This window comes from Romboutsia sp. LXY-2 (genome assembly GCF_056171995.1).
In genome coordinates this window covers 18,416-36,512 of the sequence record NZ_JBKFGI010000009.1, presented here as the reverse complement: position 1 = coordinate 36,512, position 18,097 = coordinate 18,416, and the positions used below count along the sequence as shown (strand labels likewise).

At 28.3% G+C, this 18,097-nt stretch carries 17 protein-coding genes; all 17 read right to left on the bottom strand.

Annotated elements, in window-relative coordinates:
- Window positions 1-34: 34 nt before the first annotated feature.
- Window positions 35-1,024, bottom strand: a complete 990-nt coding sequence (locus ACI48P_RS15655) for a lysostaphin resistance A-like protein (RefSeq protein ID WP_475217402.1) — start codon at window positions 1,022-1,024, stop codon at window positions 35-37.
- A gap of 113 nt (window positions 1,025-1,137) precedes the next feature.
- Entirely contained in the window at window positions 1,138-2,736 is a 1,599-nt protein-coding gene (locus ACI48P_RS15650; protein ID WP_475217400.1) for a HAMP domain-containing sensor histidine kinase, read from the bottom strand.
- On the bottom strand, window positions 2,720-3,430 hold the full coding sequence (locus tag ACI48P_RS15645) for a response regulator transcription factor (protein ID WP_475217399.1): 711 nt from the start codon (window positions 3,428-3,430) through the stop codon (window positions 2,720-2,722). The genes ACI48P_RS15650 and ACI48P_RS15645 overlap by 17 nt, the downstream gene beginning before the upstream one ends.
- A gap of 77 nt (window positions 3,431-3,507) precedes the next feature.
- The gene (locus ACI48P_RS15640; RefSeq protein WP_475217397.1) at window positions 3,508-4,173 is read right to left on the bottom strand and encodes a Bax inhibitor-1/YccA family protein; all 666 of its coding nucleotides are present in this window, start codon (window positions 4,171-4,173) and stop codon (window positions 3,508-3,510) included.
- A gap of 240 nt (window positions 4,174-4,413) precedes the next feature.
- Entirely contained in the window at window positions 4,414-4,644 is a 231-nt protein-coding gene (locus ACI48P_RS15635; RefSeq protein WP_475217395.1) for a phosphopantetheine-binding protein, read from the bottom strand.
- Between the two features lie 16 nt (window positions 4,645-4,660).
- Window positions 4,661-5,809, bottom strand: a complete 1,149-nt coding sequence (dltB, locus tag ACI48P_RS15630; RefSeq protein ID WP_475217393.1) for a D-alanyl-lipoteichoic acid biosynthesis protein DltB — start codon at window positions 5,807-5,809, stop codon at window positions 4,661-4,663.
- The gene (locus tag ACI48P_RS15625) at window positions 5,809-7,323 is read right to left on the bottom strand and encodes a D-alanine--poly(phosphoribitol) ligase (RefSeq protein ID WP_475217390.1); all 1,515 of its coding nucleotides are present in this window, start codon (window positions 7,321-7,323) and stop codon (window positions 5,809-5,811) included. Before ACI48P_RS15625 ends, dltB begins: the two co-directional genes overlap by 1 nt.
- 16 nt (window positions 7,324-7,339) lie before the next feature.
- Window positions 7,340-7,480: a hypothetical protein gene (locus ACI48P_RS15620; protein WP_475217518.1), complete on the bottom strand. Its 141-nt coding sequence runs from the start codon at window positions 7,478-7,480 to the stop codon at window positions 7,340-7,342.
- Entirely contained in the window at window positions 7,446-8,636 is a 1,191-nt protein-coding gene (gene dltD, locus ACI48P_RS15615; RefSeq protein WP_475217388.1) for a D-alanyl-lipoteichoic acid biosynthesis protein DltD, read from the bottom strand. Before dltD ends, ACI48P_RS15620 begins: the two co-directional genes overlap by 35 nt.
- Before the next feature lie 224 nt (window positions 8,637-8,860).
- Window positions 8,861-9,448, bottom strand: coding sequence for a hypothetical protein (locus ACI48P_RS15610; RefSeq protein WP_475217386.1), 588 nt, complete (start codon window positions 9,446-9,448; stop codon window positions 8,861-8,863).
- Window positions 9,449-9,653: 205 nt separating this feature from the next.
- On the bottom strand, window positions 9,654-10,001 hold the full coding sequence (locus ACI48P_RS15605) for a PqqD family peptide modification chaperone (protein ID WP_475217384.1): 348 nt from the start codon (window positions 9,999-10,001) through the stop codon (window positions 9,654-9,656).
- The gene (locus ACI48P_RS15600) at window positions 9,991-11,916 is read right to left on the bottom strand and encodes an OPT family oligopeptide transporter (protein ID WP_475217380.1); all 1,926 of its coding nucleotides are present in this window, start codon (window positions 11,914-11,916) and stop codon (window positions 9,991-9,993) included. The genes ACI48P_RS15605 and ACI48P_RS15600 overlap by 11 nt, the downstream gene beginning before the upstream one ends.
- Window positions 11,917-12,177: 261 nt before the next feature.
- The gene (locus ACI48P_RS15595; protein WP_475217378.1) at window positions 12,178-13,422 is read right to left on the bottom strand and encodes a serine hydroxymethyltransferase; all 1,245 of its coding nucleotides are present in this window, start codon (window positions 13,420-13,422) and stop codon (window positions 12,178-12,180) included.
- A 236-nt stretch (window positions 13,423-13,658) separates the two neighbouring features.
- Complete coding sequence (gene cydC / locus ACI48P_RS15590) at window positions 13,659-15,341, bottom strand: thiol reductant ABC exporter subunit CydC (protein WP_475217376.1); 1,683 nt, start codon at window positions 15,339-15,341, stop codon at window positions 13,659-13,661.
- The gene (locus tag ACI48P_RS15585) at window positions 15,334-17,109 is read right to left on the bottom strand and encodes an ABC transporter ATP-binding protein/permease (protein ID WP_475217374.1); all 1,776 of its coding nucleotides are present in this window, start codon (window positions 17,107-17,109) and stop codon (window positions 15,334-15,336) included. Before ACI48P_RS15585 ends, cydC begins: the two co-directional genes overlap by 8 nt.
- A gap of 20 nt (window positions 17,110-17,129) precedes the next feature.
- The gene (locus tag ACI48P_RS15580) at window positions 17,130-17,444 is read right to left on the bottom strand and encodes a hypothetical protein (RefSeq protein ID WP_475217372.1); all 315 of its coding nucleotides are present in this window, start codon (window positions 17,442-17,444) and stop codon (window positions 17,130-17,132) included.
- A 140-nt stretch (window positions 17,445-17,584) separates the two neighbouring features.
- On the bottom strand, window positions 17,585-17,974 hold the full coding sequence (locus tag ACI48P_RS15575; protein ID WP_475217370.1) for a YbaN family protein: 390 nt from the start codon (window positions 17,972-17,974) through the stop codon (window positions 17,585-17,587).
- Between the last annotated feature and the right edge of the window lie 123 nt (window positions 17,975-18,097).

Here is an 18,097-nt window from a genome sequence, read left to right as displayed (position 1 = left end):
CCCCCTTGAATGACCTAATGCATTATTGATTTAATTAAATATCTAGTGTTGAACTTTCATCAACCTTATTGTTTTTATATTCTTTAGAGAATAAGAATGGCAAAAATACTATAGCATTAACTACAATACCAAATAGTAACCCTTCTAGGCTAATTATAGACTCATATCCTCCTCCAACGATAACAGCCACTACATTATTTACTAAATGTATTAATATTGGAGCCCAGATACTCTCTGTTTTCATGTAGGCATACCCCAAGAATACTCCTAAAGATGTACAATAAGCTATATGAGAAATTACACAGTACAGTGGTGTTTCTGGACTATATAGCGTGAAGCAAAGTGGTAAATGCCATATCCCCCATATAAAACCTAGTATTATCACACCAAATTTTTTTCCATAAATTTTTTGTAGTCTTGGTTGAAGAAAATATCTCCATCCAAACTCTTCTCCAAAAAATAAATTAAATCCAAAAAGGAAATTCATAACCAAACTCATAAGAGCTATTACAATATTACCTGAAGTATCTGTAGATATACTTTCATTATCGATAAAAGTTCTAATTGCAATAATTCCTATAAATATCAATATTATCATAAAAATCTTTTTAAAATTTTTAGTTAAAGATAAATTTAATACTTCAAATTGAGATTCATTATAAAGAACTGTACATATAAGGTATAGAGATATTACTGTATCTATAACTGAAGAAATCATAATACTATTTATAAAAAATACTTCAATTATAGAAACTGCTATTCTTACAATCGTAGTTATAGCAAAAACCTTAAAAAACTTATCTACTGTTGGATTAAAATCATATTTAGAAATTCTTTTTAAAACAACAATTACTGAAAAAGCAGGAATATACATAAACAATCCACCAAAGTTTATTATGAATTCGCTACTATTTGGCTTTGATAATGATAAAAATATAAATATAGATATAAAAGCAATAAGCCCAAAGTTTATTAGCAGGAAACTATTTATTTCTCTTTTTATATTCTTAATATTCGTTACCATTAAATCCCCCCTTACTAAATTTTTTAGTTACATAAATAATAGTATCAGATTTAATGGTAAAACAAATGTCAAATTGGTAAAAATTTACAATATCGTAGTATTAAATTTATATATTACTCTTTCGGTAATAATATTTCAAAGGCGGTACTAAATTCTTCACATGAAATTAGTCTTATTTTTCCATCATGTTTTTCAATAATTTTCTTAGCAATAGCAAGCCCTAAACCTGAACCTTGCTTACTAATTCTAGAATCGTCTCCTACTACAAAGGCATCAAAAACATTTTCAGATATATCCTTTGGTATTCCTACACCATTGTCTCCAATTATTATTTTGTAATAGTAATCATATTTCTGAAGAATAAAACTGATTTTAGTTCCTTTTTCATTGTGCTTTATGCTATTTGATACAATATTTTCAAAGGCTCTTTTTAACTCTATTTCATCAAAGGTACAAAGTAGCTTTTCTTCTGGAATATCTACTTCTATTTCAAACCCTATAACTTCTATGTATTCATATTTTTCTGCTACATATGCCCTTAAAAACTCACTTAAATCATTCTCATGTAAGTTAAAAGTATATTTGGAATGTTCCAATTTACTATATTCATAAAAAACATTTATTAGTTCTGTAAGATCACTAGACTTTTGATATATTATTTTTAGATATTTCTCTTTATCTCTTTCAACAATTATTCCGTCATTTAATGCCTTTGCATAACCCTTAATTATTGTTATTGGAGTTTTTAGGTCATGAGAAATATCTGCAAGCATCTTTTGCTTTTCACTTTCAAGTATCTTTCTTTGTTTCTCACTTTCTTTTAGTTTTATTGCCATCTGGTTAAAACTCCTAAAAATAGTTTCAAATTCATAAGATCCTTGATAGTCATTAATTACTTTGCTATTACCATTGGCTAATGAAAGCATAGCATTATTTAATTTTATTAAAGGGTATTTTACTTTTCTGTTTAATATAGTAACAAATGCTATAACGCATAAAATATATATTATTATAAATGTAGCAATACTTATCTTAATATCATGAAATATAACAGAAGAGATTTTATCTTCATCATAATCAATAAGCTTTAAAATTAAGGTACGATTATTACCGTTAGAATCTTTAAAAGGATACTTATATATGTTATATTGCTCAGATGCACTTCCCTCTAAATAAGATAATTCTTTTTGTGTATATGAGGTTTTATTATTAAAGTTTCCACCACTATATACAACATTTAGATTTGAATCTAGTATTTGGAATCCTTCGTGCTCATCATTTTCATCATAGATATTTTGCTTAATTATTAATATATATTTTTTTTCATCCTTCACATACTCTTTTACTGCAATATCATAAGTTTCACCCTCATAACTTGGTATGGCATCTACTTCGTATTTTGTATATGATTTTATTTTATCTTTACTGCTACTTTTAAATATAACATGATTATTTTCATCTAATATTTCTAGCCTACCATGTCTTCCAACCAAATTCTTTATATTTAGATTTGCATATTGGCCACTTTCTAAAATCTTAATTTGGTCTATAGGATCTGAGTTTGGTACATCTAAAGAATTATATATAGCTTGTATTACAATAAATACCAAAAACGAAATAATTAATAAAATTAGAATAGTAAACAAAAAATAAGATCTAAGTAAGTAAGAAAAGTGACTATCTTTATTTATAATCTTATTTGAACCTTTCAATTTTATACCCTACCCCTCTTATCGTCTTAATATAAACAGGTTCTTTAGGATTATCTTCTATTTTTTCTCTAATTCTTGATATATGTACCATAATACTATTGTCATCTATATCAACATAATCGTTTTTTATTACTTCGCCTATTTGAGCTTTTGTGTAAACTCTACCTGGAGATTTCATAAATAATAAAAGAATCCTAAATTCTGTTGGCGTTAAAACAATCTTATTATCATTTTTAGTAACAATGTAACTATCTGTATTTAAACATAATTCACCTAACTGAATTATTGAATTTTCTACTATTTCACTCGCTTCCTGAGAAGTGCTTAAACTGTAACACCTTCTAATTAGTGATTTTACCCTTGCTATAACTTCTAATGGGTTAAATGGCTTTGCAAGATAATCATCTGCTCCTAATCCTAACCCTAATATCTTATCGCTATCTAAGTTTTTTGCAGATAGTATTAGTATGGGTATATTGCTATCTTCTCTTATTTTTTTCGTAACTTCATACCCATTAAGTTTTGGCATCATGATATCTAATACTGCTAAATGTATATTATTATTTTCTATAATATTTAAAGCTTCTTGACCATCATACACTTCTAATACTACATAATTTTCATTTTCAAGGTAAAGCTTTAAAAGTTCGACAATATCTTTATTATCTTCAGCTATTAAAACGTTGTAACTCATCTTGTTCCTCCATTTTAGATAAAAGGGACTTTACAAAATATCTGTAAAATCCCCTTTAAAGTAATATTTATTAATTGTTAATCATTGAAAAATGATGTAATGTTTAATAAATCAAGTAATATGTTTATAAAATCTAAGTAAAGATTTAATATGTGTATTGATAAATCATCTTTACTATTAATATTTCCATTTTCTATCTCTAATTTTACTAAATTTACATCATATAGTACATACCCTGTAAATATTATTACTCCTCCAACACTTACTAATACATATAGTGTTTCACTAAACATAAAAAATCCTATTATAGATACAAACAATAGTCCTATTAATCCTGAAAATAGTATTTTAGTTAACCCTAAATAACTTCCAGCTTTCTTTTTATTAGATATTATTGATAATACTAAAAATAATACTATTGTTCCAGCTAAAACTGATAAGAATACACCCTTACCTAAATCTTGTATATAGTACTCTAATATAGGATACATTAGTATTCCGTCTATAAAAGTAAATAAATATACATAGTTCATAGAAAAGCTTCTAGGAATCCTTGATTTTTTAGTTAAAAAAGCTAGTAATATGAATACAAATATAAATACATAAACTAATATATTTGCACATAATACAAACTCTTCTGGTATAAATTGTTGCCCTATAAAGAAACCTATAAACATAAATACCATTGATATTGATAGGTATTTATAAATATAAGATAATGGATTTTTTGCTATATCGTTCATTGATTAACTTCCCCTTTTTATTTTATTAAATTATATATATATCTTCCATAATAATATAGTATCAAACTATTCTTTCTACCGCCTTAATCCTTTCTTAAGATTTAGAAAGATTACAGTAAATGATAAGCAAGGTTTATATCTTCATAGACCAGAAAATACTGCTTAAATTTATTTAATAATAGAAAAAGAGCTCTCACTGAACAATTTTTAATCGTTCATGTGACAGCCCATAGATATATATTATTTTCTAGCTTCTAAAAACTTAACTAAGTTATTAACTGTTGCCATATCGCTTCTTTCTAAATCAGTAGGTTGAAGAACTATACCTAATCTATTTTCTATCTCAAGTAAAACTTCAATTATCGCTAGAGAATCTAAAAGTTCTGCTTCAAATAAATCTAAGCTTAAGTCTTCTCTTATTTCATCACATTCTAAAACATCTTCAAATATTCCTATAACTACTTCTTGCATTTTAACTCCTCCTAAATTATGCATAGTGTCCTGAGAAAATTAACAATCCAAAACATGCTATATGGAATGTTATAACAATTTGTACAATCTCAAACCACTTATCTTTTTTATGTTTCTTGTAGAACTTTGATTTCTTTTGATACATATCTGTAAGTACAAGTACTCCACCTTGATATACACCATATGCTATATAGTACCATGCTAACCCATGCCAAACTCCCATTACTAACATTGTAATCATTTGGGCAACATGAGATGCTGTTGCTCTCTTTTTAAATCTCTTCTTTCTCATAGACGCTATTACAAATCTAGAGAATATATAATCTCCAAACCATCTAGAAAGACTTATATGCCATCTTGTCCAGAATTCCTTCATATCTTTACTTAAGAATGGTTTGTTAAAGTTATCTGGTGCTTTTACTCCAAATATATAACTAGTTCCTACTGCAAATAAACTGTATCCTCCAAAGTCAAAGAATAAATATAAACTATATGCATACATATAACTAACTACATTAATAAAGTTGATTTCTTCTGGTATATTTGACATCCAATATATATTTATTACAAATGCTATTACAAACTTATATCCAATACCCATAACTATCTTTTTTATTCCAGGTATTAAATAATCATTTACATATTCATCCTTAGTTATCTTCTTTTCCAAATCTTTTTCAAATCTTCTTGATCTATCAATTGGACCAGAACTTAACGTTGGGAAGAATAATACAAAATAAAGCATTGTAGAAATCTTAACTTCCTCTATTGCTCCATCATAAATTTCTATAATCATTTGTATGGTCTTAAAGTTTAGATAAGATATACCTATAAAACCGATAATCCCAAATGATGTATATGGTGAAAGTTTATTAATTATAATAGGAGACATAGAAGCTAGTAAAAATAATCTATATACTAGTTTACTATCTGTTTTTTTTCTTACATATTCATATCCTTTAACTACTGCTACTTCCAACACTATAAATCCAATTAAGTACAAAAGTCTAACATTTACACCAACGATTAAAAATATCATGAACACAGTTGCTATCATTCCATAATACTTTATATTTTTTTCTCTTAATCCTAGGATTACAGCTGGCACTATCGTTAACAGTAATAAATAAAGATAGAAATAATCTCCATACTGTGAAAAAGTCATTAATTTTCCTCCATAAGTTTCTTTCTGTCTATTTTCCCATTAGTATTAGTTGGGAACTCATCTATAACTTTTATAGTCCTTGGTATCATATATGAAGGAATATATTTACCTAACTCTTTCTTTATTGCAATTCCATTTTTTATATCACTTAATGAATTACTTTCCTCTAGCTGTACTATTCCTTTTAAGTAAGCAATTTTCTCATTTTTGTATATAGGTAGAACTATTGCATTTTTTATATTTTCTACTTTTCTTAAATTACTTTCTATATCTTCTATTTCTATTCTAAATCCATTTAGCTTTATCTGGAAATCTCTTCTTCCACAGTAATATATATTTCCATTTAATATATATCCGCTGTCTCCTGTTCTATAAGCTCTATGCTTAACTCCATCTATTTCATCATAGAAAAATACTTCATCAGTTTTTTCTTTATTATTAAAATATCCCTTTGATACGGAAGGTCCAATTATTATTATTTCGCCTTTTTCACCTTCTTTAAGTTCATTTCCATCTTCATCTAAAATCTTTATCTTACAGTTTTCCATAGGATAACCTACTGGAAGACTCTTCTCATCATTTATAAGTTCTTCAGACATATCATTTACACTAACTCCAACTGTTGCTTCTGTTGGTCCATAGCCATTTATAATTCTTGTGTTAGGGAATCTTTCTAATAGTTCCTTAGCTAAACTTTTTGGAAGAGTTTCTCCTATGAATATCATAGATTCAAGCTTTGGTAACATTTCACTATTAAAGCTCTTTTCTGTTATACATACTCCTGCAAATGATGGTGTTGAAACCCAAACAGCCATATCTGATTTTTTTAATTGATTAAATAACTCTTTGTAGTCAGCTAAAACTTTCTTTGATAAAGAAAGTAAAGTAGCTCCATGCACTAATCCTGGATATATTGTTGTAACTGAAAGGTCAAATGAGTATGCTGCTTGATTCATTATTACCTTTTCACTTCCATCAATCTTTAAGTATGGGCTTATCCAATCAACAAAGCTATCTAAGTTGTTTGAACTTATTTGTACTCCTTTTGGTTTTCCTGTGCTTCCTGATGTAAATAAGATATATGCATTTTCATCATCTTTTATCCAGCTATCTTTAGATATGGTCTTCCCTTCATAAGCTTTTATTATTTCAAAAAGTTTATCTTCATTTATAACATTTAAGTCTCCAAAGTTAGTTTCTTCACTAAAGTTGAAAAATACCTTTGGCTTAATTTCTTTAGTAACTTCGGCTACTCTATCTATTGGAAAACTTATATCTAATGGTGCATAAGCTCTTCCTGATTTTAAAGCTCCTATCATACAGGCCATTATCATATTTTCTTTATTTCCGTATATAACTATTGGCGTGTCTTCATCACCATATATATCTTTTAAGTATAGGGCAATTGCTTCCGAATACTTGTCTAATTCTCTATAAGAAAGATTTTCATCATTACATCTCAATGCTATTCTATCTGTGTTTGAATATTTTTTTATGCCTTCAATAATCTTCATATCTAATCCTCCTTATTTAAAATTCATTATATATAAATGGCAATTCTTTAAATGGCGTAAATGCAACTATTAATATAGCCGCTATTATTACTATTGTACAGCCAAGACTCATCATTAAATTTTTATTGCTGGTCAAATTCTTTAAATAACTTTTCACAAACATCTACCCAACCTTTCGTACCAAGATGCATTACATCACGTAAGTAATACTTCTCTGTTTCTTTATCTCTAAGATCTAAAACTTTAAACCCTTCATCTTTAGCCATGTCACCTGCTTTATCATAAAACGCGTGTCTTTCCTCTTTAGAAATTCCTGTTACATTGTAGAACTTATCCATAGCTGGTATCAATACTACTACAGGCTTTATTCCTAAATCTCTACACACATCTAAGTTTAGTTGATAGTCTTCAAACTCTTTTGATTTTAAAAGATTAACATCTTTATATTTATCTTTTACTTTGTCTAGGTTCTCGCCAAAATTCTTTTTATAGTAAATCTTATCAATACTTAAGTCATTGTCTCCGACTCTCTTTTTCGCATCTTCAATGGCTTGTTCTTCTTCTTTTTTCCAGTCAATAGGCTCTCCCTTTACTTGAGTTTTTTTCTCAGGTAAAGTTACTAATTCTGCATATAACATACCTTTTTCTTTAAGATTTACAGTACCCTTTCTAAATTCAAAATAAGGCGCTAGTATAACTTTCTCAATTTTCGAAATTAGGCTATCTGAAGTAAATAATTTAGCATACACAGCTTCTGACTTATATTCCTCTGAACCCATTAAAAGTTCATTTACTCTATTTGCAAACTTTATTTTATTTTCCTTTGAAATTTCGGGATTATTTAAAAAGTCGTAAAACTGAGTTGGTGAAAATCTAGTTTGGTAGTGATTATATGTAACTCCCTCTTCATCCATAAACCACTGCATAGAAACTAATAGAACAACTTTTTTATCTTTATTCTCCGGGTCAAAACTACCTAGAATAGTTGCATCCTGTAAACTTTGAGTATATGCCCTTCCTATTGTAATCACTTCATTTTTACTTCTATTAGTATTGAAATAATACGTAGGATGTTGCTTTGTTGAATGACTTAACTCTGATGAACCTAGCATCATAATACTGTCATTATCTAAGAAATATTTATTGGCAATGGTTCCTTTATCTTTAACATTACTTACTGGATCATTTAATATTGTTGTTAGATCTTTCTCTCTTAGCATGTTGTCAATACTTGAATCAAAGTGCCTATTTAACCCAAATAAAAATATACCACCTGCTACTAATGGTATAATGAAATACATTATTTTCTTCATATTTAATCTCCTCTGAAATACAAGGTAGTAGTTTTAATTACTTTCATGTTCATAATAACAAACGAATCTTACAATTTTATTACGAAATTCTTAAGATTTAGAAAGATTTTATGACTTTTTGTCAAAGCTCACCATGCTTGATATAGTACTTCTTTTAAAAACATCATGATTCCAAATAAGTCTATCACTACAAAAAAGAACCCTATTAATAGGGTTCTTAATCGTTAAATTCCTGATATATATTTAAATTGTTTTTCTAGTTCAACTCTAAACTTAGGTATCTCGTCTTTTATTATATGTAAATTTACATTATCTATAAAGACATTGTATTCATTAGATAAACTTGTATCTTCATAGCTAGCCACAATCAACTTTGCTATATCTTCTATTTCTTTACTATTCTTAATTATGCTTTCATGTAATAAGATTTTATTCTTTTCTAAGTAATCTATAAATTCAACTAAGCTAATATATAATTTGTTACTTATGCTTTCATAATTATGTTCTACTTTTTTCTTATTTCTTGAATTTCTCACATACTTAATAAGCAACCCTTGAATGTCTACAACTTTAAAGTAAAGTTCTTTTATTACCTCAGATCTTTCTTCTTGTAGCTTATTAAACTTTATTTTTTCTGATTCTAATATTTGTTGGTTGATTTTAAATTCTTCAAACTTAGAATTTAATTCGTATTCAATTGTTTTAGCTTCCATCCATTTATTTAATATCTCTTTAGATATATATATTATTATTACGGATATCGCCACTGCACCAATTAAAAGGCTTAACACAGATATAATTATATTACTCATCTTTACAATGTCACCTCACTTTATATTATGTATTTCTATTTTTTGTGAGGTATTCCTTCTTTTTGTGCAATATTAGTATATTGTAATTACTTCATCACATATTCAATATAAATACTTAAATTTATAAGCTTTCAATATAAAAAACTGCCCCATGACAATTAAAAATTGTTCATGAGACAGTTTCTTTTATAGTTAAAATTTTATACTAAGAATTTATTTGTTCTATATATTTTAAGTTCACTTCTAAATGATTTAGAAAAACTAGTAATCTTTCATAAAGTGGATTTACCTTATCTCCAAACTTGATTTCTAAGGTCTTTCCTATTTCACTAACAGTATTTTTACCATCAATTGCTAAAAAAACTTCACTGCTGTATTCATCAAGCTCAAGCTTTTTATACATAGGAATTTTAAACTTTAGTTTTCTAAAAAAGTTTTGTACCTTATAATCTTGTTTTTCAAGTATAGTAACTATTCCTTCTTTACTTACTTCATACTCAATTCCATCAGAGATTTTAAAAACTAAATTTAAAACATCTTCATTAGTTTTCATTTTTCTTCACTTTAGATGCAACTATTGGTATTGTAGTAGCTATAACTAATATAACTAATATAACAACAGCCATCATATTTGAAGCTGCAAATCCTGTTGGAACTTTAGGAGTTATAATTCCAGATACTTGTAATATTATACCGATTAATCCTATTATAGATCCACCAGCAACAAGTCCTGAAGATAAACTTATACCGTTAGCAACTTTAGTTTCTCTTTCAGCTGCATTCTTACACATTTTTTCAACAAATACACGTATTAACGCTCCTACTAATATTATAGAAGTTGTTGATATTGGTAAGTAGAACCCTATAGCTATAGTCATTATTGGTAAGTTTAATAAGAATAAGAATAAAGCTATAACTACACCCGCTATTATCATAACCCATGGTAAATCTCCTGACATTATACCAGAAGTTAATGTAGACATTAAGTTAGCTTGAGGTAATGCAAATGGTGCATCAGCTCCTGTAATAGCTAATTGAGAAGAAAGTAATAATATTGTTCCTGTAACAACAACAACTCCTACTATACTTGCTATAGCAAAGTAGTTTTGCATTTCTTTCTTACTTCCACCTATTATATAAGTAACCTTTTGAGATTGACTATATCCACCTGCTACAGATATTGCAACAACCATGAATGCAGCAAATAATAATAATGATTTATTGTCAGCATTTGAAGTCCATCCCATAGTAACGAATACTAATGTTAATATAACTAATGAAGCTATTGTCATACCTGATACTGGAAGGTTAGATGTTCCTATTGTACCAGTTAAACGTCCAGCAACTATAACAAATAGTAAAGATAATATTAATGAAACTATAGCACCAACGATTGCCATTTTGGCACTTCCAGATATCATAAATGCAGCTACGAATGCTACAACTATTCCACCTAAAAGTATTATCATTTCACCTGAGCTACCTTCTGTACTTCCATCTTTACCAGATCTAGCATTTAAAGTTTCTTTTATAGAAACAACTATTGTTGGTATAAGCTTTAATGCTCCTATTATACCACCACAAAGCATCATACCTGCACCTATATACTTAACATAACTTCCTGCTATTGAGTTAACATCCATTTGGTTAACAACTACCGATGCATCGTTCCATGCATTCATGTTGTTAGCAGCCATATCAGTAAAGTATCCTATTAATGGAGCTATACCAAAGTTAGATAATATAGATCCAGCAAACATAGTTAAAGATACTTCTAATCCAACTATAAACCCTATACCTAATAATAGAGGGTTAACTTCCATAGAGAACTTCCACTTGTAGAACTTGCTTCCTAAGAAAGTCATTGTATTATTTACTACATTTAAGAATGATCCTGTTAAAACATTTATAATACCACTTATACCAAAACCTATTCCCATGTACTTTATAGCGTCTCCGCCACCTTCAGAAGCTACAAGAGTTTCTGATATAGCCATAGACTCTGGGTACATAAGTTTTCCATGTTCTTCTACTATTAAATAGTTGTAAACTAATGATGAACATCCTATACCGAATAAACATCCACCTACACCAACTATTAATCCTTCAAAGAATGTTATTTGACTTCCTATCAGTATGATTGCTGGTAATACATAAATCATACCACTTGCTATAGATTCTCCACCACTTGACATACCTTGGATAATGTTTTTTCCAAGTATACCTTTTGACTTAGCAAATACTCCAATAAGCATCGAACCAATTATAGCACCAGGTATACCAGCTGCAACCGTTAACCCTGACTTCATACCAGAGTAAGCAGTAGATGCTGCGAATAGCGTAGATAACACTATACCGATTATTAATACTGCTAGGTTAGTACCTTTTTTTGACTTATCGTTTATGTATGGTACATAGTCTTTTCCGTGTATTCCACCATAAGCTTCTTTTGACAATTTCTTTTCCATGTCAATCATCCTTTCATTTTTGAATTTAAATAATTATACCATATTTTGATAAAAAACGACATTTTTAAATTATTTTCTAAAAATATTTTATTTTACGTTAGAATTTTCTAAAAAATCGCAAATATCGCTTTATTTCTTTAAGTTTTAAAAATATATTTTGAGTGAAAATTTAATATTTTCATTCTATTTCTTGCACAAAAAAGCTCATAACTAGTATGAGCCTTTTTTGTATATATTATAAAATTTATTTTATTATCTATCCTACTTCATTATATTATATTTTTTGTATAATGGGTATTTATCTGTAAGTCCTATAATTAACTCTCTAGCTTTTTCTTCATTGTTATGAGTTATACATAAATCTATAGCCTCGGCTATGACTACCATATCTTCTTCTTTCATACCTCTAGTTGTAATAGCTGGTGTACCTATTCTTATTCCACTAGTTATAAACGGTCCATTAGGATCAAATGGTATAGTATTTTTATTTGTAGTTATATAAGCTTCGTCTAATTTTTTTTCCGCTTCCTTACCTGTAATATTCTTATTAGTTAAATCTAATAAAATCAGATGATTATCTGTTCCACCTGTTAATAAATTAAATCCTCTCTTTGTAAGCTCCTCAGCTAAAACTCTAGCATTCTTAACTACTTGTTGTTGATATACTTTAAATTCTTCACTTAAGGCTTCCTTAAAGCACACAGCTTTAGATGCTATTATATGCTCAAGTGGTCCACCTTGTATTCCTGGGAATATTGCTTTATCTATAGCCTTAGCAAACTCTTCTTTACATAGAATTATACCTCCACGAGGGCCTCTTAATGTTTTATGAGTTGTACTTGTTACAAAGTGTGCATATTCACAAGGGTTTTGATGAAGGCCTGCTGCAATTAATCCTGCAATATGTGCCATATCTACCATAAGTAGTGCACCTACTTCGTCAGCTATTTCTCTAAACTTTTTAAAATCAATTTTTCTCGGATAAGCACTAGCTCCTGCTACTATTAATTTGGGCTTTACTTTATGGGCAACTTCTCTTACATTTTCATAATCGATTAGTCCGTCTTCCTTTGTAACTCCATATTCATGGAAGTCAAAATACTGACCTGATATATTTACAGGAGAACCATGAGTTAGGTGGCCACCTTGAGATAAATTCATTCCCATTACTTTATCTCCTGGTTTTAATATTGCAAAATATACTCCCATATTTGCGTTAGCTCCAGAATGTGGCTGTACATTTGCATGTTCCGCTTTAAAAATTTTTTTTAGTCTATTTATTGCTAAGGTTTCTATTTCATCAATATGATCACAGCCTCCGTAATATCTTCTTCCTGAGTATCCTTCTGCATATTTATTTGTTAAATGACTTCCCATAGTTTCCATTACTTCCACTGAAACTATATTTTCCGATGCTATTAATTCTATATTTCTTTCTTGCCTAACTAATTCTTTTTTCATACTGCTATACACTTCTGGATCGTATTTCTTTAAATTTTCAAACATGGTATCATCCCTTTCTTTATAAAAAATTCACTTTTTTTGAACGACTAAGTCGTAGAATCACTTCATTTCTCCAGTATCTAAAATTAATCTATTATATTCATACCTTTTATTGCTTACTTTGTAACAGATAAAACTATAAAAAATCACTCTTATATTTAAGAGTGATTTTTTAGGTATAAGTATTCAATTCACTAAAGGGGACCCCACTCTGGCTTATAAGTGGGATTTATTTTATATTAATTGAATTTAAGCGTATTATTTTTTACATAAACCTTCTTATCACATATTGATGTAGAAGACTTTCTATGAGAAACCATTATTATAGTACTATCCTTAGATTCTTCTTTTATACTCTTTAAAATCTGAGCTTCATTAAGAGTATCTAAGTTACTTGTCGGCTCATCAAGAATTAAAACTTGTGGGTTATGTAAGAATGCTCTTGCAATACCTAATCTTTGCTTTTCTCCTGATGATAAGTTTGACCCGATTTCTCCAACATTAGTTTCATATCCACTTGGTAGAGTCTCTATAAAATCATGTATTGATGCTTTTTTACAAGCATTTATAACTTCTTTACGAGTTGCTTCTTTTTTACCTATTTTCAGGTTATTTTCTATAGTATCATTAAATAAGAATGTCTCTTGACTTACTAATGACTGTGATTTTCTTAAAGCTTTAGTTGGTATAGTTTTTATATTTTTTTTATCTATTTCAATACTTCCATTTTCCACATCCCAAAATCTCATCATAAGTTTTAAAAGTGTACTTTTTCCACATCCACTTTCACCTATTATTGCAACCTTATCACCTTTATTGATATTAAGATTTACATTTCTAAGTAATACTTCATCTCTACCAGCATACTTAAATTCTAGATTTCTTATTTTAGTACTATTCATTTCTAAGTCAGTATTTCCAGCTACTTCATCTACTGCTGGTACTTCGTCTAATATATCAAATAATCTTTGAGCACAAGCAAATGTATGCATTAAGTTATTTGATAAGTTACTCAATGCTACTGTTGGTCCAAATGAACTAGCTAGTAAAACTAAAGCTACTATTACTTGTCCTAAGTTTATATCTCCTACTTTATATAACTCTACACCTGCATAAAGTGTCATAAGTATTGCTATCATTATAGTTATGTCAGTTAAAGCTCTTATTAAACCTTCATGACCTTTTATAACCTTCATTTTTTCATTTAATCTATCACTATTTTTATTTATTGAATCTAGTCTATTCTCTCCTTGACCAAATAATAATATCTCTTTTATACCTCTTAATGAATCTAATAAGAAACTGTTAGTTTTACCAAATTCATTTCTGTAGTCAAATCCTGCTTCACTCCCTAATTTAGATGATAAAACTGGTATTATTAATCCTACTATTACGTAGAACACTACTCCTATCATTCCGAAGTATGGATTTATAGTGTATAGAAACACAGCTATTATAGCTGATGTAATTATAGCTATTGCTATTGGAGCTATTGTATGAGCATAAAAAACTTCCAGTAATTCTATATCACTAGTTATTACTGAAATAAGATTTCCTTTTTCTTTACTTTCAAGCTTAGCTGGTGCTAATTTTCTTAAAGCCTTATATACCTTATCTCTAAGTATAGCTAATATTTTAAAGGCTATATAGTGACCTGAATATTGCTCTATATATCTTAGTATTCCTCTCATTATTCCACATACAATTATTACTTTTACTGCTGTGCTCATAGTGTATCCCATATTAACGCCTATAACATCTCCCATAGCTATAGCTCCAAAAGTAGTTATTGCTATAGCTGCTAAAAATCCTAACACTCCAAAGCTTATTGTTATCATCATTACAGGAACTAGTGGCTTTAATATTTTTATAAGTCTAAGCATTATCTTTGCCCCAGATAACCTCTTTCTTTCATTATTCACTTATAGCCACCTCCTTAATTGCTTCATTTTCTTCTTTGTATATATCCTCAAGCTTTTCTTGGTTTATATATAGTTTTTTATATACTGAATTGTTATTCATTAATTCTTTATGATTTCCACTTTCAACTATATGTCCTTTATCTAATACATATATTTTATCTGCATTCTTTATATTAGCTAATCTATGTGATATAACTGCTACAGTCTTTTCTTTTGCTAATGCATATATTGTTTCAAGTATTGAGTCTTCACTTTCAACATCAACATTTGATGTAGCTTCATCAAATATATAAACTTCTGCGTCTGTAAGTATCATTCTAGCTAAAGCTAATCTTTGCTTTTGACCACCCGATAAATATGATCCATTTTCTCCAACTGGAGTTTGTAATTTTTTATCTAATCCCATTACGAAATCATATAAATTTGCTTTCTTAAGTGCATTATATAGCTCTTCTTCACTTGCTTTTTCTTTACCCATTCTTAAGTTTTCTTCAATTGTAGAATTAAATATATATGAGCTATGGCTTATAAAGCTTACTTTCTTTCTTAATTCATCAAATGGTATATCGTTTAAGTTTATTCTATTTAATAAAATCTCACCTTTATTAACTTTATTTAACTTTAGAAGTAAGTTAGTTATTGTACTCTTACCACATCCACTTTCTCCTACTAAAGCAACCATTGACTTGTTTTCTATTTCTAAGTTTACATTATGTAATACTTGTCTTTCTTCGTTATAGCTAAAATCAACATTCTTTATACTTATAGATATATCTTTTAATCTTTCTTTAGCTCTTTGTGATAATTCTTTTTCTTCTTCAACCTTAGTATCAAGCAATGCAAATATCTTATCTGCTGCAGCTAATCCATTCATAGCTACATGGAAAAATGATCCTAAAAGTCTCATTGGTATAAAGAATTCTGATGATAATAGTATTATTACAACAGTAGATCCAATTGATATATTACCTTTACTAAATTCACTAACAGCTATTAATATACCTATTGCAGCTCCACCAAATGCTATTAAGTCCATTATTGTTATAGAGTTTAACTGCATTGACAATACCTTCATTGTTATATTTCTGAAAGTCTCAGCTTCCTTATTCATTTCTTCATTCTTTTCTTCATCTAAATCAAAGATTTTTAAAGTAGTAAGACCTTGAAGATTTTCCAAGAATGAATCCCCTAAGTTAGTGTATATTCCCCAATATTTACTTAAAAGTTTTTTAGCAAATTTCATAACTGATGCTATTGATATTGGTATTAATGGCACGCATATTAAAAGCACTATTCCCGCTTTAAAGCTTATTGGTGCTATTACTGCAAACAACGTTAGTGGCGCTAGTAAGCTGTAAAATAGTTGAGGTAAGTATCTACCAAAATAAATTTCAAGTGCTTCAACTCCATCTACTGATATTTGTACAGTTGATGAAGTTGATATTGTATCATTGTAATTTACACCTAAAGTTAATAGTTTTTTATATATACTTTCTCTTATAGACGTTCTTACATTTGCCGATGAATGATAAGAAAATTTCCCCGACATATAATTGCATATAAATCTTATTAATATTAATGATCCTAAGTATAATCCATAAGCTCCTATGTTAAAGCTTAAATCATTATTGAATAATTTATCTATTATATTACCAACAAATAAAACTATTCCTATATTACAAATTATTGATATCCAGTTCATTAAAACTGTTAGATATACATATTTTTGAGATTCTTTACTTAGTGAAAGTAATCTTTTGTTTACCATAATAATTCCTCCTAATGTAATTAGTGCATTATATGAAATGCTAATGATGCTGCAAATCCTATAACCGCAACTAGATGTAACCATTTGTACTTCTTTTTAACCTGGCTAGTTCCAGATATGATTATTAAAATACTCATAAACCCTACTGGTAATATTGTAAATTCTTTATCTTTAATAAAATCTACTATCGAATAAATAATCATTACTAAAGCACCTATTGTGCCTGTTACAACATGTAACTTTGAACCTAATTTCTTATTTGTAAATTTGAAGCATTTGTAAAAGCTAGTTATTACAGCTAACACAAAAAACATTGAACCTAATCTGTGTAACATTTAAATCTCCCTCTAATTTCTTTTCTTAAAATTTTCATCATCTATATGTATTTTGTTTATGATTATCATTATCACTAGATAATTGTAAATTATTTATTAAATTACTGATTTAACAGTTATACTAATTTATTTTTTTATTTCTATGCTTCTCTACTCTCAGGCTTTATCGTTTTTATCCTAAATATAAAATAATAAAACTTAAAGCATACCAACCCTATTAAAAATAATCTCATATGTAAATTGTCAACTAAAATAATTGGAAATGCCAACATGAAATCTGCAAATAACAGTATAGTTACCTTTTGCTTCATAGTCATAGCTCTTTCATTAACAAAGCTTTCTAAGTGTTTTTGATATATTTTCGTTGATTTAAACCATCTATCAAATTTTTCTGAACCTCTTACAAAGCAGAAAGATGCTAATAACAAAAATGGTGTTGTAGGCAATATCGGAATAATTACTCCTATTGCCCCAAGGACAAACGATAGCAATCCGACCGCTACATATAAATACTTTTTAATTTTACTCACTTTATTTTCTCCTTATTTTATAAACTATAATAAGATTATCACAATTGATAACCATTTTCAATACATTTTAAATATTATTTGATCGTAATTATTAGTTGATTTTCACATTTACTGTTAAATAAA